Annotated in this window: 21 protein-coding genes and 4 tRNA genes; 12 read left to right on the top strand and 13 right to left on the bottom strand. The window is 41.2% G+C overall.

The annotated features are described in order from the left end of the window. Positions 1-22: 22 nt before the first annotated feature. Genes CAP51_RS05665 through CAP51_RS05655 form a run of 3 tightly spaced genes read right to left on the bottom strand, consistent with a single transcriptional unit; the run spans position 23 to position 2,034 of the window. A complete protein-coding gene (locus CAP51_RS05665) occupies positions 23-403 on the bottom strand; it encodes a DUF4870 family protein (protein WP_087619899.1) in 381 nt (126 codons plus the stop codon). Between the two features lie 48 nt (positions 404-451). After that, complete coding sequence (locus CAP51_RS05660) at positions 452-1,081, bottom strand: DUF1294 domain-containing protein (RefSeq protein WP_087619739.1); 630 nt, start codon at positions 1,079-1,081, stop codon at positions 452-454. Then, a complete protein-coding gene (locus tag CAP51_RS05655) occupies positions 1,081-2,034 on the bottom strand; it encodes a homoserine kinase (protein ID WP_087619738.1) in 954 nt (317 codons plus the stop codon). Before CAP51_RS05655 ends, CAP51_RS05660 begins: the two co-directional genes overlap by 1 nt. A 115-nt stretch (positions 2,035-2,149) precedes the next feature. Between CAP51_RS05655 and hisF the strand changes: the two genes are divergently transcribed. Then, positions 2,150-2,908, top strand: a complete 759-nt coding sequence (hisF, locus tag CAP51_RS05650; RefSeq protein WP_087619737.1) for an imidazole glycerol phosphate synthase subunit HisF — start codon at positions 2,150-2,152, stop codon at positions 2,906-2,908. 73 nt (positions 2,909-2,981) lie between these two features. Here the strand turns inward: hisF and aqpZ are convergent, their stop codons facing one another. Continuing rightward, positions 2,982-3,674 (bottom strand): aquaporin Z, encoded by a 693-nt coding sequence (gene aqpZ, locus CAP51_RS05645; protein WP_087619736.1) that lies wholly within the window; start codon positions 3,672-3,674, stop codon positions 2,982-2,984. A gap of 264 nt (positions 3,675-3,938) precedes the next feature. Between aqpZ and CAP51_RS05640 the strand changes: the two genes are divergently transcribed. Further along, complete coding sequence (locus CAP51_RS05640; protein WP_087619735.1) at positions 3,939-4,217, top strand: hypothetical protein; 279 nt, start codon at positions 3,939-3,941, stop codon at positions 4,215-4,217. 84 nt (positions 4,218-4,301) lie between these two features. Here CAP51_RS05640 and CAP51_RS05635 read toward each other — a convergent pair whose 3' ends face one another. Together CAP51_RS05635 and CAP51_RS05630 are read right to left on the bottom strand one after the other, a co-directional pair. Beyond that, a complete protein-coding gene (locus CAP51_RS05635; protein ID WP_087619734.1) occupies positions 4,302-4,562 on the bottom strand; it encodes a hypothetical protein in 261 nt (86 codons plus the stop codon). 30 nt (positions 4,563-4,592) lie between these two features. Further along, positions 4,593-5,681: a DNA/RNA non-specific endonuclease gene (locus CAP51_RS05630; protein ID WP_087619733.1), complete on the bottom strand. Its 1,089-nt coding sequence runs from the start codon at positions 5,679-5,681 to the stop codon at positions 4,593-4,595. 341 nt (positions 5,682-6,022) lie between these two features. Here CAP51_RS05630 and CAP51_RS05625 point away from each other — a divergent pair, with 341 nt between their 5' ends. Continuing rightward, complete coding sequence (locus tag CAP51_RS05625) at positions 6,023-6,784, top strand: hypothetical protein (protein ID WP_087619732.1); 762 nt, start codon at positions 6,023-6,025, stop codon at positions 6,782-6,784. 44 nt (positions 6,785-6,828) lie between these two features. Here the strand turns inward: CAP51_RS05625 and CAP51_RS05620 are convergent, their stop codons facing one another. Continuing rightward, positions 6,829-8,700 (bottom strand): potassium transporter Kup, encoded by a 1,872-nt coding sequence (locus CAP51_RS05620; protein WP_087619731.1) that lies wholly within the window; start codon positions 8,698-8,700, stop codon positions 6,829-6,831. Between the two features lie 111 nt (positions 8,701-8,811). Between CAP51_RS05620 and CAP51_RS05615 the strand changes: the two genes are divergently transcribed. Together CAP51_RS05615 and CAP51_RS05610 are read left to right on the top strand one after the other, a co-directional pair. After that, positions 8,812-8,901, top strand: a tRNA-Ser gene (locus CAP51_RS05615). 8 nt (positions 8,902-8,909) lie between these two features. Continuing rightward, positions 8,910-8,985 (top strand) — tRNA-Thr (locus CAP51_RS05610). 187 nt (positions 8,986-9,172) lie between these two features. Here CAP51_RS05610 and hisH read toward each other — a convergent pair. Together hisH and hisB are read right to left on the bottom strand one after the other, a co-directional pair. Further along, a complete protein-coding gene (gene hisH, locus CAP51_RS05605; RefSeq protein ID WP_087619730.1) occupies positions 9,173-9,790 on the bottom strand; it encodes an imidazole glycerol phosphate synthase subunit HisH in 618 nt (205 codons plus the stop codon). Beyond that, positions 9,790-10,383: an imidazoleglycerol-phosphate dehydratase HisB gene (hisB, locus tag CAP51_RS05600; RefSeq protein WP_087619729.1), complete on the bottom strand. Its 594-nt coding sequence runs from the start codon at positions 10,381-10,383 to the stop codon at positions 9,790-9,792. The genes hisH and hisB overlap by 1 nt, the downstream gene beginning before the upstream one ends. Positions 10,384-10,494: 111 nt before the next feature. Between hisB and CAP51_RS05595 the strand changes: the two genes are divergently transcribed. The 5 genes from CAP51_RS05595 to CAP51_RS05575 all read left to right on the top strand — a co-directional run bounded on the left by CAP51_RS05595 (position 10,495) and on the right by CAP51_RS05575 (position 12,623). Next, entirely contained in the window at positions 10,495-10,872 is a 378-nt protein-coding gene (locus tag CAP51_RS05595) for an acetyl-CoA sensor PanZ family protein (protein ID WP_087619728.1), read from the top strand. A 91-nt stretch (positions 10,873-10,963) separates the two neighbouring features. Continuing rightward, positions 10,964-11,039, top strand: a tRNA-Phe gene (locus CAP51_RS05590). Between the two features lie 129 nt (positions 11,040-11,168). After that, positions 11,169-11,244: transfer RNA gene (locus CAP51_RS05585), tRNA-Phe, on the top strand. Between the two features lie 128 nt (positions 11,245-11,372). After that, a complete protein-coding gene (locus tag CAP51_RS05580) occupies positions 11,373-11,816 on the top strand; it encodes a hypothetical protein (protein WP_087619727.1) in 444 nt (147 codons plus the stop codon). Positions 11,817-11,894: 78 nt separating this feature from the next. Next, the gene (locus CAP51_RS05575; protein WP_087619726.1) at positions 11,895-12,623 is read left to right on the top strand and encodes a hypothetical protein; all 729 of its coding nucleotides are present in this window, start codon (positions 11,895-11,897) and stop codon (positions 12,621-12,623) included. Positions 12,624-12,801: 178 nt separating this feature from the next. Here the strand turns inward: CAP51_RS05575 and CAP51_RS05570 are convergent, their stop codons facing one another. From CAP51_RS05570 to ompR, 4 genes are all read right to left on the bottom strand, one after another. Next, positions 12,802-13,602 (bottom strand): BUD32 family EKC/KEOPS complex subunit, encoded by an 801-nt coding sequence (locus tag CAP51_RS05570; protein WP_087619725.1) that lies wholly within the window; start codon positions 13,600-13,602, stop codon positions 12,802-12,804. 189 nt (positions 13,603-13,791) lie between these two features. After that, positions 13,792-15,306, bottom strand: a complete 1,515-nt coding sequence (gene scpC, locus CAP51_RS05565; protein ID WP_087619724.1) for a succinyl-CoA:acetate CoA-transferase ScpC — start codon at positions 15,304-15,306, stop codon at positions 13,792-13,794. 235 nt (positions 15,307-15,541) lie between these two features. Then, positions 15,542-17,011 (bottom strand): ATP-binding protein, encoded by a 1,470-nt coding sequence (locus tag CAP51_RS05560; protein ID WP_245809075.1) that lies wholly within the window; start codon positions 17,009-17,011, stop codon positions 15,542-15,544. A gap of 24 nt (positions 17,012-17,035) precedes the next feature. After that, positions 17,036-17,797: an osmolarity response regulator transcription factor OmpR gene (ompR, locus tag CAP51_RS05555; protein ID WP_087619723.1), complete on the bottom strand. Its 762-nt coding sequence runs from the start codon at positions 17,795-17,797 to the stop codon at positions 17,036-17,038. Positions 17,798-18,220: 423 nt separating this feature from the next. Between ompR and CAP51_RS05550 the strand changes: the two genes are divergently transcribed. Continuing rightward, positions 18,221-20,581, top strand: a complete 2,361-nt coding sequence (locus tag CAP51_RS05550; protein ID WP_087619722.1) for a Tex family protein — start codon at positions 18,221-18,223, stop codon at positions 20,579-20,581. A gap of 329 nt (positions 20,582-20,910) precedes the next feature. Beyond that, positions 20,911-22,266, top strand: coding sequence for an 8-oxoguanine deaminase (locus CAP51_RS05545; protein WP_087619721.1), 1,356 nt, complete (start codon positions 20,911-20,913; stop codon positions 22,264-22,266). Positions 22,267-22,303: the final 37 nt, after the last annotated feature.

Raw genomic sequence — 22,303 nt, 5'->3', positions numbered from 1 at the left:
CTATTATGTCGAAAATCACGCCTTATTGATACATGGGACGGTCTTCACTTAAGGTAATTAGACCACGAATACAGCGATAGACATGCCAAATCCATGCAATGATCACAATTGCCAAGCCGAGTAAAGGTGTAGCACTCCACCAAGGTGAATGATAGACAAACACCACCAGACAAACACAGGCAATGGCAACAACATTCCAGAATAGATACCACCAGAAACTACGGATTTGCCAGATAAAATGGCTTTCCAGCGCAGTACCTTTGACTGAATCAAGCTTGATATAATTGATAATAATGGCAATGATCGACAAAATGCCTGCACTGAAAATCGATGCAATATAAAGTGCATACAGCACATAAGTCAGTGTTTTATTATCTTGAGAACCAAAGTTCTGAGGATTCATCTCTTGTAAATCTTTGTTTTGTATAGTGTCCATGAGGGTTGACCTTGATTATATTAAATACTCTTGTGCAAAAACTGCAAAAGCAATTAAAACAAGATTCAAGACAATCGACAGTGCAAAATAGGTTTTAAATGGTTGTTTTTGTGTCTTATGACGAAAATTTTGCCGTGCAAACCATGCAGCTGTCCAGCCACCCAGCACATTCATTAATAATAAATGCTGTTCGGAAATCCGAAAATCACCATTTAAAGCCGCCTGTTTATCTTTTTGATAGAGCCAATAGGTATAAGCATTGATCAGCATAATGATCATCAAACTTAGCATTGGCAGTTTGCCAAAAGAAGACAATACAAAAAGTGCGACCCAATAGATCAGCATGAGTATATACATTGGATGCCAGGCATTTTTTTTGGCCTGATTTGAAGCCGATATTGTGCCTTGTTTACCTTGTACCTGCTTGGCCTTGACATAACTGACATTAATGGCTTGCGGGCGGGATTGGTTGTCCAACCCAAGATCATATTCCACCACACAGCCCTGAATTGGGCGAGGGCCGGAACGCTGAAAACTTTTAATATGCAAAAATACCCGCTGATGTTTTGGGTCGTTAATGCCCTGAATAAAGCCATAACCCTGTTCATCATGCCACTCTACCAATCGCCCCTGATACCGTGCCATTAGATGTTGTACTCCTGTGTCAGGCGATTGATCAGCATAAAGCGCATTTCTTGTGGATCTTTTTGTAAAATATCACTGCCGGTCCGGCCTTCTGCCTGATTGCGCTCTGCCACTTGTAGTCGAGATAACCAAAAGCGACATGCTGCCATCGCCAGATAAATGTTCAGACAGGCTTTTTCATCTGCGGTAAGTGGGCGGACATGTTGATAGGCAGTAATAAAGGCCTGTGCTTTATCATTATCCAGACTGACATCGGGGAAATTACTACAAAAATCATTGAGCGTGATACTGATATCCAGCAATAATTCATCGCGATTTAATTCGGAAAAATCCAGAATCCCGGTCAGTTGATCTGCAACATATAAGGTATTGTCGCGGAATAAATCGGCATGGATTAATCCTTTGGGGCGATCCGGATACTGCGCTTGAGCTTTTTCAAATTGTCTAAATACCTGATCAAGCAATTGTTGGTCATCTGTGGACATGTTTTGATATAAGGTTGTCGCGGTTTTTTGCCACCAGACTTGCCCATGATTATTTTCACGTTCTAGCGGAAAATCTTGTAGCGCCAGATGCATGTTTGCCAACGCTTGTCCGATTGCTGCGACTTGTGCAACTGTTGATGGAATCGGATGTCCACCTGCTAGACGAGGCGCGATTTGTGCGGGTTTATCTGCAATAAAATGAATGGCTTCCCCATCATATTGTAATGGTACAGCGACAGGTAGATTTTGTTGACCAAGATGTTGTAATGCCGGAATCAATTCGGATGCCGCTGCTTTATCCAGTTCTTCAAAAACAGTCAGTACATATTGCTTATTATCCTGAGCAGTTAAAAAATAATTGGTATTTTCAATACCGCCCTGAATGGGCTGGATTTCAACAATGTCTAATCCAAAGTCTTTGGCAAAGTGCTGCACTTGTTCAAGGCTAAGCTGTGTATAAACCGACATAATGAAGAAAACCTACGGACAAATAAAAGATTTTTGTTAGAATAACGCCTTATTGTCATAAGTTGTAGCTTTCCTGACAATTTATCAAGCATCTCTATAGCGTTTGGACGAAATTATGCTAGCAAAACGAATTATTCCATGTTTAGACGTCGATAATGGTCGAGTGGTCAAAGGCGTACAGTTTGTCGATATTCGTGATGCAGGTGATCCGGTCGAAGTGGCCCGCCGCTATAACGAACAGGGTGCAGATGAGATCACTTTTCTGGATATTACAGCAACCCATCATGGTCGGGATACCACGTACCGTACTGTTGAGCGCATGGCAGAAAGTGTTTTTGTCCCGTTAACTGTAGGTGGTGGCGTGCGTAAAATTGAAGACATCCGACTGCTGTTAAATGCTGGCGCAGATAAGGTCAGTATTAATTCGGCTGCGGTATTTAATCCTGAGTTTGTTGCTGAAGCTTCTAATCGTTTTGGTGCACAGTGCATTGTTGTCGCAATTGATGCCAAAAAAGTTGCTGACAATAAATGGGAGATTTTTACGCATGGTGGGCGTAAACCAACAGGTATTGATGCCATAGAATGGTCGGTGAAAATGGCAGAACTCGGTGCTGGAGAATTATTGATCACCAGTATGGATGCTGATGGTACCAAGGCTGGCTATGATCTGGGATTGATGCGTACCATTAATGATCGTGTTACGATTCCGACCATTGCCTCCGGCGGTGTTGGTAATTTACAACACTTGGCAGATGGGATTTTAAAAGGTGGTGCAGATGCCGTGTTGGCGGCCAGTATTTTCCATTTTGGTCAGCACAGTATTCCGGAAGCCAAGGCTTATCTGGCAGCACAAGGGATAGAAATGCGTTTATAAGGCGTTAAGATCTATCACATAAAGTTAAAAGCCCAAATCAATACGATTTTGGGCTTTATCATATAAGCAGCGATTATTGTTGTTCTTTGCCACCCACAATCTTATACAGTAAAGCGCCAATCACACCACCAATGATCGGTGCCACCCAGAATAACCACAATTGACCTAAGGCCGCAGTTTCAGCAAAGAAGGCAACACCGGTACTACGTGCAGGATTTACTGACGTATTGGTGACCGGAATACTGATTAAATGAATTAATGTTAATGCCAGACCAATGGCAATCGGTGCAAAACCAGCCGGGGCACGACGATCTGTAGCACCCATAATGACAAACAAAAAGCCGGCAGTTAGGACAATCTCAATGATGAGGGCAGATAAAAGCGAATATTTACCCGGAGAAAGCTCACCATAACCATTTGAAGCAAAACCGCCTGTACCGGCAAAATTAGCTTGTCCTTGAACAATCAGATACAGAATAAATGCTGCAACGATGGCACCAATTACCTGTGACACAACATAAGGCACAACCTGACCCGCCTGAAAACGCCCGCCAGCCCATAAGCCAACGGTAACAGCTGGATTAAAATGTCCACCGGAAATATGACCCACGGCATATGCTGCGGTGAGTACTGTTAAACCAAATGCCAGAGCGACACCGGCAAAGCCAATACCAAGTTCCGGAAATGCTGCGGCAAAAATAGCACTACCACAACCACCAAAGACCAGCCAAAATGTTCCGATAAACTCTGCTAAATACTTATTCATCATTTTTCACCCAGATAAAATCAAATTGAGATGTGTTTTAGTTTTAAAATGCAATTTTAACACTGGTAAAATGTTAACAAATTCACATTTTTATGTATCTTATCCAAGATAAATGATTTTAAAAAGCAAAATTGTTGAAAAATTATACTTAATTGCTCAGGTCAATAAAATAATATGCTGTTTTTTTCATCAAATCTTCACAACACCTTGATAATTTTGTCTGCAAAGAAATTTATGCAATGCAGTTTGATCATGAGGTGCGCTATGGGTCAAATGGTTTATACCTTAGATGATATTAAAGATCGATATTTAGACTTTTTACAGAAATCGGATTGCCCAAAAATAGAGAATTTAACCAATTGGGGGCGTAACCGATTTTTTTTGAGTACCTATTTTGCAGTGAAACACTGTCATCATACATCGAGTAAAATATGGATAGAATTTAACGCCAGAACCTATGATCTTGATATTACTCAGGCACCTGATTTTCTGGATCAACACAATTATATTGCATGGTTACAGCAACATTTTTTAACAGCCTAATTTTTACAAGGCAATTTATCTAAAAAAAACTAGCTAAAAACGTATAGTCTAAAAACTCATATTTAAAGTCCAATACTCTAAAATTTAAGGCTTTTCCTGCCAGAAAGGATTATCGATTTCTTCTGCATCTTCGGGTGGTGTTAATTTTTCGGGTAATGTCTGTTGTTCCAGGTAGTGAACTGTTTCATTGAGGATCTGTTGTAATTGTTTGGCATCGCGTAAGCCCTGTTGATCACGGGTGATTTGCAGACTACCGTATATGGATAAGCGTTCACCCTGATTTTCCAGAGTTAAATTATCTATCGTAATACTCGCTGTTGCATCTTTAAAGGGTTTAAAATCCATAGCATTCTCGAGTTTAAGTTCTGTTGGGGATTATTCCTGTTGTTTTAACCAACGTAGCAAAGGCAATAAAATCTTGTTGAGATTGGAGAGTTTATCCTGCTGTTGATTGATTTGATCAAGCTGTTCATCAAGGGGCGAGGTATTCGGATTCTGCTGCTTTTGCACCGAGGGTATTGATAAATCTAAACCAGAGGCGTAATTTTTTCCAACGATAAATTGTTTTTGTGTGGTTTTAATTTGATCCGCGGAAATATCTGGTGCACATTGGCTGATCAGATCATTTTGCAGAAACTTGGGTTGTTGATTGGCTTTGACCTTATTGGCTTGCATCGGCAATGCGTAGATTTGTCGTTTAATATTTTCGGCGGCTTGTGGGAAAATATTAATCCCGATCATTTCTTCCAGCGCACAAATACTGATAATTTTTGCGCTACGACGACTATCGTTAGTGGATAAATAGGCACTTGCCATACCGATTTTTGGAAAATAGACCACTTTATACACATGGCTGGGCACAAGAACTGCACGTCCTTTTTTAATGTATTTTACTTTGGAATTTAAATAGGCAGGACCTGTTACCACATAGGCATCCAGCTTATATTTACTGACCATAGCTCGGGTGGCTTCTTCAATTTCACGCCATGTATTTTGATTGTTGTCGGGGGCTTGTGGAATGATATTGGCTAGAGAGAAGCTGTCATATTGTGAGACTTTATCTCCCATATCACCATTGGGTGCCATATGCCCACGATCATAGCCCGAACCGCGATAATCCTCGAGTAATGCTCTAGCATTTATTGGTAATCTTGTTTCAACGTGGAAATTATCTTCACGTTTGATTTTCTGGGCTAAACGTTGTGGCGTGAGTTTTTCTGCGACCCATAATGGTGTTTTGGAAATGCCAGAATAATTTAAACTAAAGCCTTGATAACAGAGGGGATAGGTTTGATTCTTTAGTTTTGGATTGATCAGTTCTGGTGCAGTTTCCTGATGAAACTGATTTAGACATAAATCTCGATTAAAGCTGAAAATATTGCCGTTACTTTCATTGGTCATCATCCAGCTACAAAATGCAAGTACAGGAACAAAAGCAGAGATAAGACGTTTTTTCAAAACCATTAAATAACCAGAAGTATAAGATTTACAAGAATGCTAAGTTGCCGGAATCTTAGCAATCAAAGTTTACGCTGTATATGAACAAGTCCTGTTTTTCTTACAAGATCATTACAGGTGTTATGAATTTGAACAACCTGAAGCCAACAAAGTTCACAAAGCAGTGCTTTACCGTACTCACTCAATAGATAGGCTACACCGTGATGGACAGTGCTTTATGTTATTGATGCAGTCAAAAACTGTCCGGAACTGTGTTTGAGGAAAAACGTTAAATCTACTTCTCTCTTTACCCGGATTTTTTCACTTAGCTTCTCGCATAAATTGATCATTGATAAAAGGAGATGATGATGAGCAAAATACATTCAGGACTGGTTTCATTTGCGACCATGATCTGTGCAAGCGCTGTTTTTGCAGAACCACCTTTACAGCCCGGTGATACTTTAGAAAGTTTATCTCAAGTCAAAGTTGAAACCACCATCAATGGACAACCCGGTTCATTGGAACAAATGGGAATTCCAAAACAGATTATTGCACAGGCAATTGAGCAAAATGCCGTGATTGATATAGAAAATCGCACACTCATCGCTGCATCAAGCGTATCTCAGGCAGGTGCTGATGAATCACTGGCACATACACAACCTTCATCAACCGACATTCAGGCACAGGCAGAAAATCCTGTTGTAGTGAGTGATGATCCCAATGTTTTGGCACAGATTGAACAACAGCAATCGGTTGATCAATCGCAGCATCTTGCAGCACAAAATGCTGGTTCAGATTCATCAATAGGCGCTGAGACAGATTCCACTGCCTTGGCACAAGGTGAATCACAGCAATTAACAGATCAATCACAGCAATTAACAGATCAATCACAACAATTGGCAGCACAAACTACACACGCTGATTCTTCTATAGTTGCGGAAGCAGATCCAAATATGGTCGCCATTCAACCCAATCAACAGATTGACCAAGATACTGCGGCTGCCATGCCTGAGCAAAATTTAGAGCAAATCGATCCCAATGCACAGGCAATCCCTGCGCAAAGTGAACAAATGGATGAAACGCAACAATATGGCGATACTGAATCTGGTATGCCAACACCATTGCAGTAAATTCTTATTTTTGAAAAAGCCTGGAACACAGGCTTTTTTAAATCCTAAATTTCGATCTGGCTGCCGAGTTCGACCACACGATTGGTTGGAATCTGATAAAAATCACTGACAGGGCTAGTATTACGTTGCATGGAAATAAATAGTTTTTCACGCCAAGGTGCCATGCCTTCGCCAACTTTGGAAATTACCCTATCACGGGAAATAAAGAAGCTCATTTGCATCATGTTAAATTCGATGTCCAGTTCATGACATGCCAATTCCAGTGCTTTGGGAATATTAGGCTCATCTTTAAAACCGTAATACACTACAATTTTAATAAATCGCGGACTTAAGCGATCAATATAAAGTCGGTCCTCATCCGTTACATAAGGTACATCCTGAGTCACGACATTAATTAAAAAATTCAGTTCATGCAGGATTTTATTGTGCTTAAGATTATGCAGCATGGCATGTGGCACAATTTTAGGTGTACTGGTCATAAAGATTGCTTGTCCTTTGACGATTTGTACATTGTCACCCAGATGCTTGATAAATGTTTCCAGTGGCAAGGCATCTTTTTCTAATTTGGCAAACATCAGCTCACGACCACGTTTCCATGTCATCAATAAAGTAAATACCACAGCGCCAATCGCAATTGGTACCCAGCCACCGGCAATAATTTTAAAGGCGGTAGAACCGACAAAAATTAAATCGACCACAAAGAAAGGTGTCATCACCAAGATAGTTTTTAGTAAGGACCAACGCCAGTATCCATACGCCAGTAAAGCAATTAAAACTGTGCCACACAGCATGGTCATGGTGACGGCAACACCATAGGCACTGGCAAGACTTAAGCTGTCTTCAAATAATAAAATCAGGATAAATACCGAAATAAACAGTGTCCAGTTTAAAAAAGGCACATAAATCTGCCCTTGTTCGGATTCCGAGGTTTGTTGAATCGATAAACGTGGTAGGTAACCAAGCTGAATAGCCTGTTTTGCCATCGAAAAAACGCCGGTAATCACTGCCTGAGAAGCAATAACTGCTGCCAACGTTGCCAAACCAATCATGGGATATAAACCCCATTGCGGCACCATGAGATAAAATGGATTTTCGATGCTTGCAGGGTTACGTAATAATAATGCACCTTGTCCAGCGTAATTTAACAACAAACATGGCATAACAATAATAAACCAGGCCATCCGAATAGGCAGCGCGCCAAAATGTCCCATATCTGCATAGAGCGCTTCGCCACCAGTAATGGTTAAAATGACTGCACCCATGGTAAAAAAAGCCACTAAAGGCTGATGCCATATAAATTCAATCGCCCAATGCGGACTGACCATGGTTAATACAATCGGCGTTTGTGCAATACTTAAAATACCCAGAAAGCCTAAACTTAGAAACCAGAGCAGGGTGATAGGTCCGAAGAATTTTCCCATCACTGCTGTGCCATGCCGCTGTACCAAAAATAGTGCTGCCAGAATGCTGATGGAAATCGGCACAATCCAGTCATTGAAAACAGGCGTAGCAATACTTAAGCCTTCAACCGCTGATAACACCGAAATTGCTGGTGTGATAATACCATCACCAAAAAACAGGGAGGCGCCGATAAAGCCAATGGCGATCAGGACAATCTTGTATTTTTCAATAAACCCCTTGGCACGTAAATTCAATGCAAGCAGCGACATGATGCCACCTTCACCATTATTATCGGCCCGCATGATGATACTGATATATTTGATGCTGATGGTGAGCGTCATACACCAGAAAATCAACGATAAGATGCCTAGAACACTTTGTGTTGAAACAGCAATGTGTGCCGCAGCAAAACATTGTTTAATCGCATAAAGTGGGCTGGTCCCGATATCACCAAATACGACACCAAGTGCAGCCAGCGTAATCGTAGGAAGTGCGGTTTTTTTAACGTGATTCATCTTTTTTTAAAGGTCAACTTCGGTATTTTTGCGCAATGTTAGCATTGTTTTCACTTTTAACGTGTAATTCACTTGGCAATCTTTACATTTTTCGTTATTATCGCAGCCCTTGGTGAGGTGTCCGAGTGGCTGAAGGAGCACGCCTGGAAAGTGTGTATACGTTTGCGCGTATCGAGGGTTCGAATCCCTCTCTCACCGCCAATTAAAATGCCGACATAGCTCAGTTGGTAGAGCAACTGACTTGTAATCAGTAGGTCCTCAGTTCGAATCCGAGTGTCGGCACCATTTATTTTGAAAAATCTAGTTCTCATATTTTATTAAATATCTCTCAAGATTGTGCTTATTGTTATTCATGTCGCATAGATCAGATGCTACAACACATAATTTTTATTATAGATGACATAAAAAAGCCGCTTAATCAAACTGTCCAACTTTAATGAAATCAGATTAGTTATAGCGGCTTAGACTGAAATCAAATATTCCATTCCACAAAGTTTTTCAGCAACTGTAAACCAGCAGTATGACTTTTTTCCGGATGGAATTGCGTTGCAAACAAATTTTCTTGATGCAATGCAGTACAGAAGTTCAAGCCATATTCACAAGTTGCTGCGACAAGGTTTAGATCTTCTGGTTCGACATAATAACTATGCACAAAATAAAAACGGCTGTCCTGTGCAATATCTTTCCACATTGGATGTGTTGGATCAGTTTGATGCACCTGATTCCAACCCATATGTGGTACTTTTAATGGGGCAATCTCTGGAAAGTGTTTTACTTGTCCTTTAAAGATCCCCAAAGCATCGGCCCCACCATTTTCTTCCGAATGTTGCATTAATGCCTGCATCCCGACACAAATTGCCAGAACCGGTTTATTGAATACTGCCTGACGGACGACTTCGTCAATTCCTGCTTCTTTCATGCCTTGTATACAGTCGCGCATCGCACCTACGCCTGGAAAAACGATTTTATCGGCTTGCGCCACAAGTTTTGGGTCATTGGTGACATCAACTGTTGCACCGACATATTCCAGCGCTTTTGCCGCAGAATGCAGATTACCCATACCATAATCTAATAAAGCAATACGGGTCATTACAAGCTTCCTTTGGTTGATGCAATTGTTCCTGCGGCACGTGGATCATGTTCACAGGCCATACGCAAGGCGCGTGCAAAAGCCTTAAAGACACTTTCGATCTGATGGTGGCTATTTTTACCTTTAAGATTATCGATGTGTAGCGTCATTAAGGCGTGATTAACAAAACCCTGAAAAAACTCGGAAAATAAATCGACATCAAATGTACCTACACGGGCGCGGGTAAATGGAATATCCATAAATAAACCCGGTCGACCGGAAATGTCCACGACAACGCGCGATAAGGATTCATCAAGCGGTGCATAAAAATGACCATAACGACGAATACCTTTTTTATCACCCAACGCCTGAGCAAAAGCCTGCCCTAATGTAATGCCACAATCTTCTACAGTATGGTGATCATCGATCTGTAAGTCGCCATCGCAATAAATATCGATATCAAATAGCCCATGACGCTTGATTTGATCGATCATATGGTCTAAAAATGGAACTCCGGTGTTGAGTGTGCCTTGACCTGTACCATCTAAGTTAACACGAACTTGTATTTTGGTTTCGTTGGTATTTCTTACCACTTCGCTGATACGTTGCGTCATAGACACATTCCTTAAAACTTTGAACAAGAAAATCTTTGGGTAGTGCAGCATTCTGCCTAATTTTGTCATAGTTTACCGCATCTCATTCGATATATACAGGAGCTTGTGTCAATGCCAATCCAAGTTGAAGCAGTAACGGATCTCAAAGACGTTATCGTACGCAATCAAATTGAGCGACTTTACGAAACCAGTCCGGAATTTGGCGATGGTCAGGACGCGATTACACAATTAGATGAGGCTTTAGATCAGGATACGGTACTTTATACGGCTGTTTTTAATGATAAGATTATTGGTGCAATCTGGAGCGAGGGGACTGGTACTACCCGGTTGCTGGAATATGTCGTGATTCATCCGGCAAATCGTGGACGTGGTGTAGCAGATCGTTTGATCAGTGAAACCTGTCGTATCGAAGAAGCAAAAGGTGTGACCAAATTTGAACCGGGATGTGGGGCAATCCATCGTTGTCTGGTGCACTTGGGTAAACTTTAAATTATATCTGATTTAAAAGTGCACAGTTAATTAAAATTGTAAGATTTATACTTGACCTTTGCACGATAAATCTGTTTAATACGCACACATCGGCGCGATAGCTCAGTCGGTAGAGCAACGGATTGAAAATCCGTGTGTCGGCAGTTCGATCCTGCCTCACGCCACCATATTACTTTATTGTGATTTTCGAGTCCTGATCCCATCAGGACTTTTTTTTATTTAAATTTTTTAATCGTCTGATTGTTAAGCATGTTTTCTTGCTTTTTGATATGAAAACCGCTTTAATACATGCCATCGGCGCGATAGCTCAGTCGGTAGAGCAACGGATTGAAAATCCGTGTGTCGGCAGTTCGATCCTGCCTCACGCCACCATATTTCTTTAAGATACTAACGATTTAGTATCTTTTTTTTTATTTGAATATTTACCCTATGGGAAAAGTGTGATAATTTTCGCACAAATATTAAATTATGTGTCTAAATTTTTGAATTAAGAGGGTAACATGTTTAAAAAAATATCTAAATTCGCCGTATTAGCATCTTTGCCAATATTATTAATTGCTTGCGGTGGTGGGGATGGAGGAGGAAGTACAAATTCTTCTTATTCTGCGACAATAACAAAAAATGGCATTACCTATACCTGTAAATCTGAAACAGCATTTAATGATTGCAGCAATAATAGCAATTGTTCGAGTTGTACAGCACCAGCTTCTCCTACAGCAACGAAAATTACTACACAGTGTAGTGATGTAAATAATACCATTTCTGTTACAACAGATGGATGTGTTTTTAATGCAGGAGGTACACAAACAGGAGTTTGTGTGAGTAGCTCTTCATTAAGAATGTTATCAGGAACTGATAAAACCAAACAGGAAGTGATTGCTTCGGGTAGTTTGTTTAGTGGTTCTTCTCTTACGCTTGGTGGTAAAAAAATTACTTGTACTTAAAACCTGATTAAAAGTATATACAAAGGTGGATATTACATTGTTAATCCACCTTTGTTTTATTTAGTAAATGGCAAAAATATGAAAAATAAGGTTTATTATGTTTTACCAATTGTAACATTTGCTTTGGGTTTCTTTATTGCCGATGTGCGTATGGTTTCCCAAAATTTAAATGAGTACCAAGATTCATCTTTATTGTCATCACTCAATCATAATATGCAAAAAAATAAAGAAGAGGCATTATCTTCACTGACATTGGATAATACATCCTCAGCACAAAAAGTGAATCAATTGTCTAAAGAATATAAACAGGAAGTTTTAGCAATGATAGATGAGATGCCGGAACAACAAGTGCAAAAATATCTTCAACAAGCATTTCCAAATCAGGATCTCAAGACTATTCAAAATAAAAAGGTTTTTGCTCAAAATGTATTACAGGAATTAACATCTCAAAATGATGAAGAAAAATTGGCAGGTACGATTAGTGTTGCTTTTACCCCAGTCTATTCTCAGCAATCAGAAAATGTCAGTCAGGTCCATAGATATCAGGGACTTTTTGCACATTTCGATACTTATGGAAAATTCCCGAACAATGAACAAATATTTATTCGTTGGTTAAATAGAGATACAGGTGAGCTGATTGTATTTACACCCAAACGAATAAGTAAGGATGAAAATCAAAACTGGATCAGTGTGATTCCAGATCAAGGATGGCAAGAAGGGACTTATGATGTCAAAGTATATCAAATGAATGATGCTTTAACACCGATCGCACAAACTAGCTATACATTGTTGAATGTGCTAGATTGAAATGAGACCTATCGCAGCAGGTTTTATGAATATGTGTTGCGAATGAGAAAGTAATTTCTGGAAAATTATGAGTTTAGGCGTGATAATAAACTATTAACTCTAGTTATCATTGGCGATATTATAGAGTTATTGTTTAAATAATTATAACAACTAACAAATTTCTAAATTGTGGGGAAGTTTACATAAGCGCTTTTAAATAGGCTAATACGGTTAATACCGCAGTCAGGCGATAACCATCTTTACCGAACTTATTTAAAGGTAATTTATTTAACCAATTAAACAGTTTCGTGGCGGAAAGAACCGCATTCTGGGTTTGTTTAGATTCCTGTTGAATAGTGGCATATAAATAGCTTGAACCTTGTTCCAGCACATCATGAGATTTTAGATAGATAGAGGCTGAAAAGATCAAACAAAGCCAGTCTCGGGCAAAACATAATTGTTGATTCATATACTGTCCCGGATCAGATTCGAAATCCAGAAATGCAATACGCTGATTTTTATCAAATACCATATTGCGTAAGAATGCTTCACTTAACCAGACTTCTTTTTGATGGATACGATGTACTTCATCCACAACCTGTTTATATAAACGTAGACAGTCCTCGGCACTGGCACTGTGTTTTAGTGCTGATTCTAGTTGTTCAGAGGGGACTTCTGCATCACCCACATCTGCAATCATCAAACCTTCTTCATTATAGGCAAGGAGTTCAGGGACATTGATGCCACGTTGCTGGAGTTCTTGTAACCGATGGGTTTCGGTGAGGATGGATTGATATCCACCCAGATTGGGAACAGGAGTGAGGGCCTGTAATTTTAGCAGTTTTGCTGCGATACCGAAGAAACGATATAGCCAGATAGAATGCCGCTTACCTGCTTTTTTAATCCAGACTGTTTGCTGTTCAAATTGATATTTTGCAATCGATGAGGTTTGAGTAGCCAGCATTTGCGCTAAGAAATCTTGAGGGGAGAGATTGTGCATAATTGACCCTTAGTCTTATCAATTGATTTTAAAGACGAAGTCATCATAATCCTTTTTTTTTAAATACACAAAAATGGTCAGTCACTTAAAAGACTTCATATTGGCACATCGTAGGATTAAAAAAACGACCTGGTCAATGGTGAGCAGGTCGTATTGGGATGAAACAGTTAAAAATTTTAAATCAAATGATTAAGCAGATTTTGCTTCAGGTTTAGTGGCCAGCATATGACCATTTTCCTCAAGGTTGATATGCCATTGTAGTGCTTCACGCAGGATATGCGGAGTATGGCCACCAATTTTACATGCGCGGTCATAGTAGCTTTGCAATTCATCACGATACGCAGGATGGACACAGTTTTCGATAATCACTTTGGCACGTTCACGTGGTGCAAGACCACGCAAGTCTGCCAGACCAATTTCGGTCACCAGAATATCAACATCATGTTCATTATGATCGACATGGCTGACCATTGGCACTACAGATGAAATTGCACCACCTTTGGCAATGGATTTGGTCACAAAAATAGCCAGATGCGCATTACGGGCAAAATCGCCTGAGCCGCCGATACCGTTCATCATTTTTGTACCACCAACATGGGTTGAGTTGACATTACCGTAAATATCGAACTCCAGTGCGGTATTGATGCCGATAATCCCCAAACGACGGACAAGTTCCGGATGGTTGGAAATTTCTTGTGGGCGTAAAATAAATTTATCTTTGTAATGTGCAAGATTACCAAATACACGATCACCGTATTTCTGAGACAGGGTCATCGAACAACCTGAGGCAAATTTCATTTTGCCCGCATCAATGAGTTCAAATGTACAGTCTTGTAGTACTTCTGAATACATCACCAAATCTTCAAAGCTTGAGTGCTGGAAACCGGAAAGTACAGCATTGGCAATCGAACCGATACCTGCCTGTAGTGGTCCAAGATTTTTTGGTAAACGACCTGCTGCAACTTCATCTTCAAAAAAGTTGATTAGGTGATTGGCAATGCCTTGAGTTTCTTCATCCGGTGGGGTAACAGTAGATGGTGAATCAAGGGTATCATTAAATACAATACCGACGATTTTAGCTGGATCAATCACAATGGCTGTCGTACCAATGCGGTCATCAACTTTGGTGAGTGGTACAGGCGTACGGGTTGGGCGATAGGTTGGAATATAGATATCGTGCAGGCCTTCAAGCTCTTCGCTGACCGCAGTATTGATTTCAACAATGACTTGATCGGCAAAGATGGCAAAACTTGCAGAGTTACCGACAGAAGTTGTTGGAATAATATGACCATCTTTGCTGATGGCAATCGCTTCGATTACAGCAATATCAGGACGTTTCAGTTGTTTGTTACGCATTTGCTCAACAGTTTCAGACAAATGCTGATCGACAAACATCACTTCGCCATTGTTAATGGCACGGCGTAATGTGGTATCTACCTGAAATGGCATACGACGGGCAAGTACACCAGCTTCGGTCAGTTCTTTATCCAGATCATTACCTAGACTTGCACCAGTAATCAGGTTAATTTTCAGAGGATGCTGCTTTGCTCGTTGCGCAAGTGCATGTGGGACAGCTTTTGCTTCGCCAGCACGAGTAAAACCACTCATCCCAACCGTCATCCCATCTTTAATGAGTTCAGCGGCTTGTTGTGCACTGATCACTTTGTTGTGTAGGCTTGCTAAACGAATACGCTCTAATGACATAGCAGACTCTCAAATTAAATTAACGAAATCCTTGTGAGAGCCGATTGTAGCGTGGGAATTTTCAAAAAGGCAGATCAATACTGCTAAGGTCTAATAACGATTATTATGCCTGTTTAGTTTAACATAAAAAGTGAAGAAATTGAATTGGAAGCAAAAATATAAACATATGATTAATATGGTTATTTTTTGTAAAAATAACCGACATTTATGATCTGAATTTATTGTGGAGATTTACTTAGCTTTTCCCGAGTTTTTGTTTAATACGATCAAGTGGACTGGTTTGGGGCGTTTCTTCCTGATGATCTCTCTCAATAGGCAAGTAAATTTTAACTTCCAGACCACCTTCAGCATGATTACTGATTTCAATTCTGCCTTGATGAATATCGACAATTCTTTTGACAATCGCCAATCCTAAGCCGCTGCCCTGAATGGTACGGGCTGCTTCGCCACGGACAAAGGGTTGCATCAGTGCTTGTACCTGACTTTCCGGAATACCTTCACCATGATCGGCAACACGAATTACCAGTTCATGCGCTTGTAGATAAGCGGATAATTCTACAGGTTCGGCACCATAACGTTTGGCATTATTCACCAGATTTCCGACCAGACGTTTTAAAGATAGACTACGTGCCTGAATAATTGGTAATTCCTGAGCCGTGAAGCGAATATCCAATGGCTTGAATTGCACCACGATTTCCTGCAATAGCGTATTGACATTGGTATCATGTAATTCCTCATCGGAACCATCACGCATAAAGGAAATAAATTGATTGAGGATGGCATCCATGTCATCAACATCATAGATCAGTCCTTCTTTTAAGAACTCATCTGGTAACATTTCTGCAGTTAAGCGAATACGGGTTAATGGTGTGCGTAAATCATGAGAAATCCCTGCCAACATGATACGACGTTCTTGTTCGGCCAATTGCAGGGTGTGAATCATATGGTTAAAGGATTGGTTGACCTGCCTGATTTCCAGTGGACCATGGTTAATTTCCAGATAAGGGGCTTTACCCGTTTTGCTATAACTATTGGCAGCATTTTGCAGCCGTTTTAACGGACGGTTAAGTTGGCGTACCAGTGTTAAAATAATTACCATGGTCAGGAATGGAATTCCCAAAATCCAGCCAATCAGCAATTCCGGACTATAGTTGGCATAAGTAGGTAAAGGCTCCCTGAGCCAATTGCCTTTCAGCTGTGGGGTTTGGATCCAGATTTGTGGGCTAGGCTTGAATTGAAAATAAACGGTAACATCATTACCTTGAAGTTCCAGTTCTCTTGCAAGTGCATTGGAGAGTCGGTCGGTAAATAATTCGGCGACGAATTTATCTCGGACATTGGGGAATTGTTCGGGATTTTTGACAATTTCAATGCCCATTTTATCGCGAAGCCAAGCTTTTAAATCAGTTGATTGTTGCTGATAGCGGATTTCTACATCACTGTAGTTGAGCATTTCAATTTCAACTGCCAGATATCGGGCATGTTGTTTGATTTCAGGCAGGTAAAGCGTACGCCAGAAGAACCACAAGGACATCCATAAACTAAAAATAACCACCAGCGAAACCAGCACTGTCGTACGCATGGCGGCAGAGCGTGGTTTAATTTTATCTAGAAACTTTTCCCAAGGCGTGCGTTTACGCTCCTGATAGGAAAATTCTGCATCATGTAGCGCATCAAGATGATGGGGGCTGGAATCCTGCTTCACGGACTAATGAATACCAGTAAATTATTATTCTGCACCATCTGGAACGAAGACATAACCTACGCCCCATACAGTCTGGATATAACGGGCACGGGCAGGGTTTTCTTCAATCAGACGTCTTAAGCGGGAAACCTGTACATCAATTGAGCGTTCCATTGCACCCCATTCACGACCACGGGCTAGATTCATCAACTTGTCACGTGTTAATGGTTCACGTGGATGTTGAACCAGTGCCTTAAGTACTGCAAATTCACCCGTTGTCAATGTCACGACTTGACCTTCACGTGTCAGGGTACGGGTTGATAAATCCAGTGACCATGGTCCAAAGCTGACTACTTCAAGGTTTTGACTTGGTGCGCCGGGGACTTCTCGTACCTGACGACGTAGCACAGCACGGATACGTGCCAGTAGTTCATTTGGATTAAACGGTTTTGGCAGATAATCATCCGCCCCGGCTTCCAGACCGGCGATACGATCTGAGTCACTGCCTCTTGCAGTCAACATGATAATCGGTGTATCGATATTGGAAGCACGTAGGCGACGACAAATACTTAAGCCATCTTCAACCGGTAGCATGAAATCCAGAACGATTAACGAAAATAGCTCACGTTGTAATAATCGATCCATTTGCGTGGCATCATGGGCTGTTTTAACGACAAAGCCTTTATCTTCCAGAAATCGCTGCAATAGGGTTCTTAAGCGGACATCATCATCGACCACCAAAATCCGATCCACTCGATCTGAATCTGGACGAGGTGCTTCGGTTTCTGCTGGTACAACTAAGCTCATGATGTACTCCTTCAATTGTTATTCATGCTATATTGTTGCTTAATATCTTGAGTATAAAGCTAAATTCGTACAATACACTATGCTCGAATCTACCAAAAATTACAAATGTAAATCTTGCTTTGATACTAAAATTCAACAACTAAAATTTGGTTCTTATTGGCAATATCTTAATAACTGATATGTATTGCAATAAGATTTGCTGCAAAAATTGATAAAATTCTTTCATTTTCAAAGAAAGCTTCTATTTTTAAATAACTTAAAGTACAAAGATGACGGTTTCAAGAAAGCAAATGTTACAACCTGAAAAATTATTTTAAGAAAATCTATGAAAAAGCGATGAAAAAGCTGTGTATAAAGGCTTTATTTTCATCGTTTGGCACGTATAATCGTGTGCTGATAATTTAACTGCCGGAATAACGCTGAATGACTGAATTAGTGCAGCAAATCGCAACGGAGCTTGCCGTACGTCCTAACCAAGTAGAAGCAGCCATACGTCTGCTTGATGAAGGTTCAAGTGTGCCATTTATCGCACGTTATCGTAAAGAAGCGACCGAAGGTTTGGATGACTCGCAACTTCGTCAGTTAGATACTCGATTACATTATTTAAGAGATTTGTTTGATCGTCGTGAAAAAGTCATTGCGTCATTAAAAGAACAAGATAAGCTGAATGACGACTTATTATCGAGAATCAATGCTGCCGAAACAAAAAATGCATTAGAAGAAATTTATGCACCTTATCGTCCGAAGCGCACCAGTAAATCCTTTAAAGCCAAAGAAGCAGGCTTGGGCGAATATGCAGAAAAGATTCTCACCACTGAAATCGATCCCAAGACAGCTTTGGAAGATTTTAGTCATGAAGACTATCCGGATGTAGACAGTCAATTGGATGCTATTCAGCATATTATTATTGATGAATGGGCGCAAAATATTGCCCTGACTGCCGACCTAAAACAAATCTTTGCCAAAACAGCCGTTTTAAAAAGTGTAGTTGCTTCGGAAGAGAAAAAAGAAGTTGGTAAAAAATTCCGTGATTACTTTGATTTTTCCGAAAGTTTGAATAAAGTTCCTTCACATCGTTTATTGGCATTGTTGCGCGGTCGTCAGGAGAATGTACTGACCTTAAAAGTTGATGGCGAAAATGATGGGCCGGAAGCACGTATTCACGAAGAATATAATATCGGTCAGATCAAACCAGAATCGCGTCATGAGTTTTTAAAGCAAACGGCGACTTTATTCTGGCTGGGTAAAATTCGTCCGCAAATTGAACATTCCCTGTTAACGGAAAAACGTCTGGCTGCCGAAGCAGAAGCCATGCAGGTATTTGCCGAGAACTTACGTCATTTATTATTGTCTGCACCTGCTGGTGCCCGTTGTACGCTAGGTGTCGATCCTGGGATCCGTACTGGTGTGAAACTGGCAGTAGTCAATGCCTCTGGTGATGTCGAAGCGCATAGCACCATCTATCCATTTGCACCTAAGGAAGATAAAGAAGGCTCAATTGCTGAGCTTGCCCGTCTGTGCCGCGAGTTTAATGTGGATCTCATTGCGATTGGTAATGGTACTGCGAGCCGTGAAACTGAGGCTGTGGTTGCCGAAATGATGGCACAAAATACCGATTTGAAGCTGACCCGCGTAACAGTAAGTGAAGCTGGCGCATCTGTGTATTCTGCCAGTGAACTGGCTTCGGCAGAATTACCGGAATTGGATGTCTCGATTCGTGGTGCGGTATCGATTGCTCGTCGTTTGCAGGATCCATTGGCAGAATTGGTCAAAATCGATCCAAAATCGATTGGTGTGGGTCAGTATCAGCATGATGTTAATCAAACCGGTCTGGCACAAACACTGGATGCAGTGGTGGAAGACTGTGTGAATGCAGTAGGTGTGGACGTCAATACGGCATCTCCTGCAATTTTGGGTTATATCGCTGGTTTAAATAAAGCCATTGCCCAGCAAATTGTTGAATATCGTAAAGAGCACGGTCGCTTTGAAAACCGTGAACAATTGAAAAAAGTACCACGTCTGGGTGAACGTACCTTTGAACAGGCAGCAGGTTTCTTACGCATTCAGGATGGTGAGCAACCGCTTGATGCGTCTGCGGTGCATCCGGAAAGCTATGCGCTGGTGCAACAGATTGTCAGCAGTAAAGGCACCACCGTGCAGGATATTATTGCCAATAGTGAAATTATTCGTTCAATCGATGCGGATACTTTTGTGACAGAACAATATGGTCTGCCTACTGTGAAGGATGTGTTGGCCGAATTGGAGAAACCAGGTCGCGACCCACGTCCAGAATTCCGTACTGCAAAATTCCGTGAAGATATCACCGAAGTTGCCCAATTGAGTGAAGGTTTACAGCTTGAAGGGGTAATCACCAATGTTACCAATTTCGGTGCCTTTGTCGATATCGGTGTACATCAGGATGGTTTGGTACATATTTCTGAATTGTCGAATGGTTTTGTCAGTGATCCACATAAAGTGGTTAAACCGGGACAAATTGTACAGGTTCGTGTGTTGCAAGTGGATGTAGAACGAGGCCGTGTCAATTTAAGCATGAAAGCCGAAGGTGCTGCGCCTGTTAAAGCGGCTCGTGCGCCACGTCCACAGCAGGATCGTGCAGAGCGCAGTAATGAGCGTAAACCACAAGGTCAGCGTCCACCACGTAATAAAGACGGTGACTTTAAGCGTCCGCAGCATAGCAAGGCCAAATCCGAGAAACCACAAGAGCAAAAAATTGGTGGTTTCGGTGCTTTATTATTGCAGGCTGGGATTAAAGGTTCTAAATAACTTTAAGTGCAAATTTCTTATAAAAACCTCTTAATTTTTTTAAGGGGTTTTTATATTTTAAGCGGATTAAAATATAAAAATAATCAGCAAAGAAAAATTTACTGGCCATTTAACACAGCATTTTTATTGTAAAGTTTAAATTTTAAAAGATGCTTATTGAATCATCATATTGTGTAGAAGGACTTGGCACTGCATCATAAATACGGCAAAATATCACAAAATAAATTTGTCCTTTAATTCAAAAGCGAAGCGGCATCAGTGGTTGGCTTTTTCCCTTTTGAATATCTTCAAGGCGTCTTTTTGTATGAATAGATGTATTGGAGAACACAATGAGTCAAAGTATCTGGATTCAAAATCCATTCGCAATTTTTACTGCCAATGATCTGGATGCCCGCGGTGGGCTTGTGGTCGAACAGGGCAGGATTAAGGAGCTGGTTGCCTTGGGCCAGCAGCCTTCCCAACCTTATGATCAAATCTATAATGCCCGTGATGACGTGATTATTCCGGGCTTGATTAATAGCCATCATCATTTTTATCAAACTTTAACTCGTGCATGGAAACCTGTGGTCAATGTGCCGTTATTTCCGTGGCTGGTTAATTTGTATCCGGTCTGGGCGAAACTTACACCGGAGCAATTGCATCTGGCAACGCAGGTTGCATTGGCAGAGTTGACCATGTCCGGTTGTACCTTTGCGGCAGACCATCATTATCTATTTCCACAACAACTGACCGATGCCATTGATATTCAGGTACAGGCTGCCCGTGATTTGGGTGTACGGGTCATGCTAACCCGTGGTTCTATGAGTTTGGGCAAAGATCAGGGTGGTTTGCCGCCGCAACATACGGTGCAAGATATGGAAGTGATCTTGCAGGACAGTGCCCGTCTGGTCAATCAGTATCATCAGCGCGGTGAAGGTGCAATGGTGAATATTGCATTGGCACCGTGTTCACCTTTTTCCGTTACTCGGGAAATTATGCAGGCCAGTGCAGATTTGGCAGCGCAAATGGATGTGCGTTTGCATACGCATTTGGCCGAAACCATTGATGAAGAAAATTTCTGTTTGAGGATGTTTGGCCTGCGTACAGTGGATTATCTGGAAAGCGTTGGCTGGCTAAATTCACGGACATGGCTGGCACATGGCATTCATTTTAATGCTGAGGAAATTGCGCGTCTGGGCGCAAATGGCGTGGGGATTTGTCATTGTCCTTATTCCAATATGCGTTTGGCATCGGGAATTTGTGCGACGCTGGATTTATTGCAAGCGGGTGCCAATGTGGGCTTAGGTGTAGATGGTTCAGCATCGGCAGATGCGTCAAATCTGATTCTGGAAGCACGACAGGCCATGTATTTACAACGCTTAAAATATGGTGCCGAAGCGATTACACCGGAATTTGCCTTAACACTAGCTACCACGGGTTCGGCAAAATTGTTGGGGCGCGCGCATGATTTGGGTCAGATTGCCGAAGGCTATCAAGCTGATTTGGCTTTTTATCGTTTGGACGAATTACGTTTTTCCGGTAGTCATGATCCGATCTCGGCATTATTGCTTTGTGGTGCAGATCAGGCACAGCATGTCATGGTACAGGGTAAATGGATTGTCAAGGATCGAGAATTGCAAACGCTTGATATTGACCGTTTGCAGGCATTGCATCGGGAACAGGCGAAACAATTACTTGCTGCATAAGTTGTGTTTTCTTAAGCCATGCTCAATGGATCTAAAC

Origin of the sequence: Acinetobacter populi (assembly GCF_002174125.1) — a bacterium.
Lineage (GTDB): Bacteria > Pseudomonadota > Gammaproteobacteria > Pseudomonadales > Moraxellaceae > Acinetobacter > Acinetobacter populi.
The sequence above is the reverse complement of the archived record's forward strand: the minus strand, read 5'-3'. Positions and strand labels throughout refer to the sequence as shown.

Excerpts from the sequence above, each read along its gene's own strand:
- CAP51_RS05620 (WP_087619731.1), bottom strand. The coding sequence starts at position 8,700 with ATGAATCACGTTAAAAAAACCGCACTTCCTACGATTACGCTGGCTGCA.
- CAP51_RS05635 (WP_087619734.1), bottom strand. The coding sequence starts at position 4,562 with ATGGATTTTAAACCCTTTAAAGATGCAACAGCGAGTATTACGATAGAT.
- CAP51_RS05595 (WP_087619728.1), top strand. The coding sequence starts at position 10,495 with ATGCCAATCCAAGTTGAAGCAGTAACGGATCTCAAAGACGTTATCGTA.
- CAP51_RS05570 (WP_087619725.1), bottom strand. The coding sequence starts at position 13,602 with ATGCACAATCTCTCCCCTCAAGATTTCTTAGCGCAAATGCTGGCTACT.
- CAP51_RS05545 (WP_087619721.1), top strand. The coding sequence starts at position 20,911 with ATGAGTCAAAGTATCTGGATTCAAAATCCATTCGCAATTTTTACTGCC.
- CAP51_RS05575 (WP_087619726.1), top strand. The coding sequence starts at position 11,895 with ATGAAAAATAAGGTTTATTATGTTTTACCAATTGTAACATTTGCTTTG.
- CAP51_RS05630 (WP_087619733.1), bottom strand. The coding sequence starts at position 5,681 with ATGGTTTTGAAAAAACGTCTTATCTCTGCTTTTGTTCCTGTACTTGCA.
- hisH (WP_087619730.1), bottom strand. The coding sequence starts at position 9,790 with ATGACCCGTATTGCTTTATTAGATTATGGTATGGGTAATCTGCATTCT.
- CAP51_RS05655 (WP_087619738.1), bottom strand. The coding sequence starts at position 2,034 with ATGTCGGTTTATACACAGCTTAGCCTTGAACAAGTGCAGCACTTTGCC.
- CAP51_RS05640 (WP_087619735.1), top strand. The coding sequence starts at position 3,939 with ATGGGTCAAATGGTTTATACCTTAGATGATATTAAAGATCGATATTTA.
- CAP51_RS05625 (WP_087619732.1), top strand. The coding sequence starts at position 6,023 with ATGAGCAAAATACATTCAGGACTGGTTTCATTTGCGACCATGATCTGT.
- scpC (WP_087619724.1), bottom strand. The coding sequence starts at position 15,306 with ATGTCATTAGAGCGTATTCGTTTAGCAAGCCTACACAACAAAGTGATC.
- hisB (WP_087619729.1), bottom strand. The coding sequence starts at position 10,383 with ATGACGCAACGTATCAGCGAAGTGGTAAGAAATACCAACGAAACCAAA.
- CAP51_RS05550 (WP_087619722.1), top strand. The coding sequence starts at position 18,221 with ATGACTGAATTAGTGCAGCAAATCGCAACGGAGCTTGCCGTACGTCCT.
- hisF (WP_087619737.1), top strand. The coding sequence starts at position 2,150 with ATGCTAGCAAAACGAATTATTCCATGTTTAGACGTCGATAATGGTCGA.
- ompR (WP_087619723.1), bottom strand. The coding sequence starts at position 17,797 with ATGAGCTTAGTTGTACCAGCAGAAACCGAAGCACCTCGTCCAGATTCA.
- CAP51_RS05660 (WP_087619739.1), bottom strand. The coding sequence starts at position 1,081 with ATGGCACGGTATCAGGGGCGATTGGTAGAGTGGCATGATGAACAGGGT.
- aqpZ (WP_087619736.1), bottom strand. The coding sequence starts at position 3,674 with ATGAATAAGTATTTAGCAGAGTTTATCGGAACATTTTGGCTGGTCTTT.
- CAP51_RS05580 (WP_087619727.1), top strand. The coding sequence starts at position 11,373 with ATGTTTAAAAAAATATCTAAATTCGCCGTATTAGCATCTTTGCCAATA.
- CAP51_RS05665 (WP_087619899.1), bottom strand. The coding sequence starts at position 403 with ATGAATCCTCAGAACTTTGGTTCTCAAGATAATAAAACACTGACTTAT.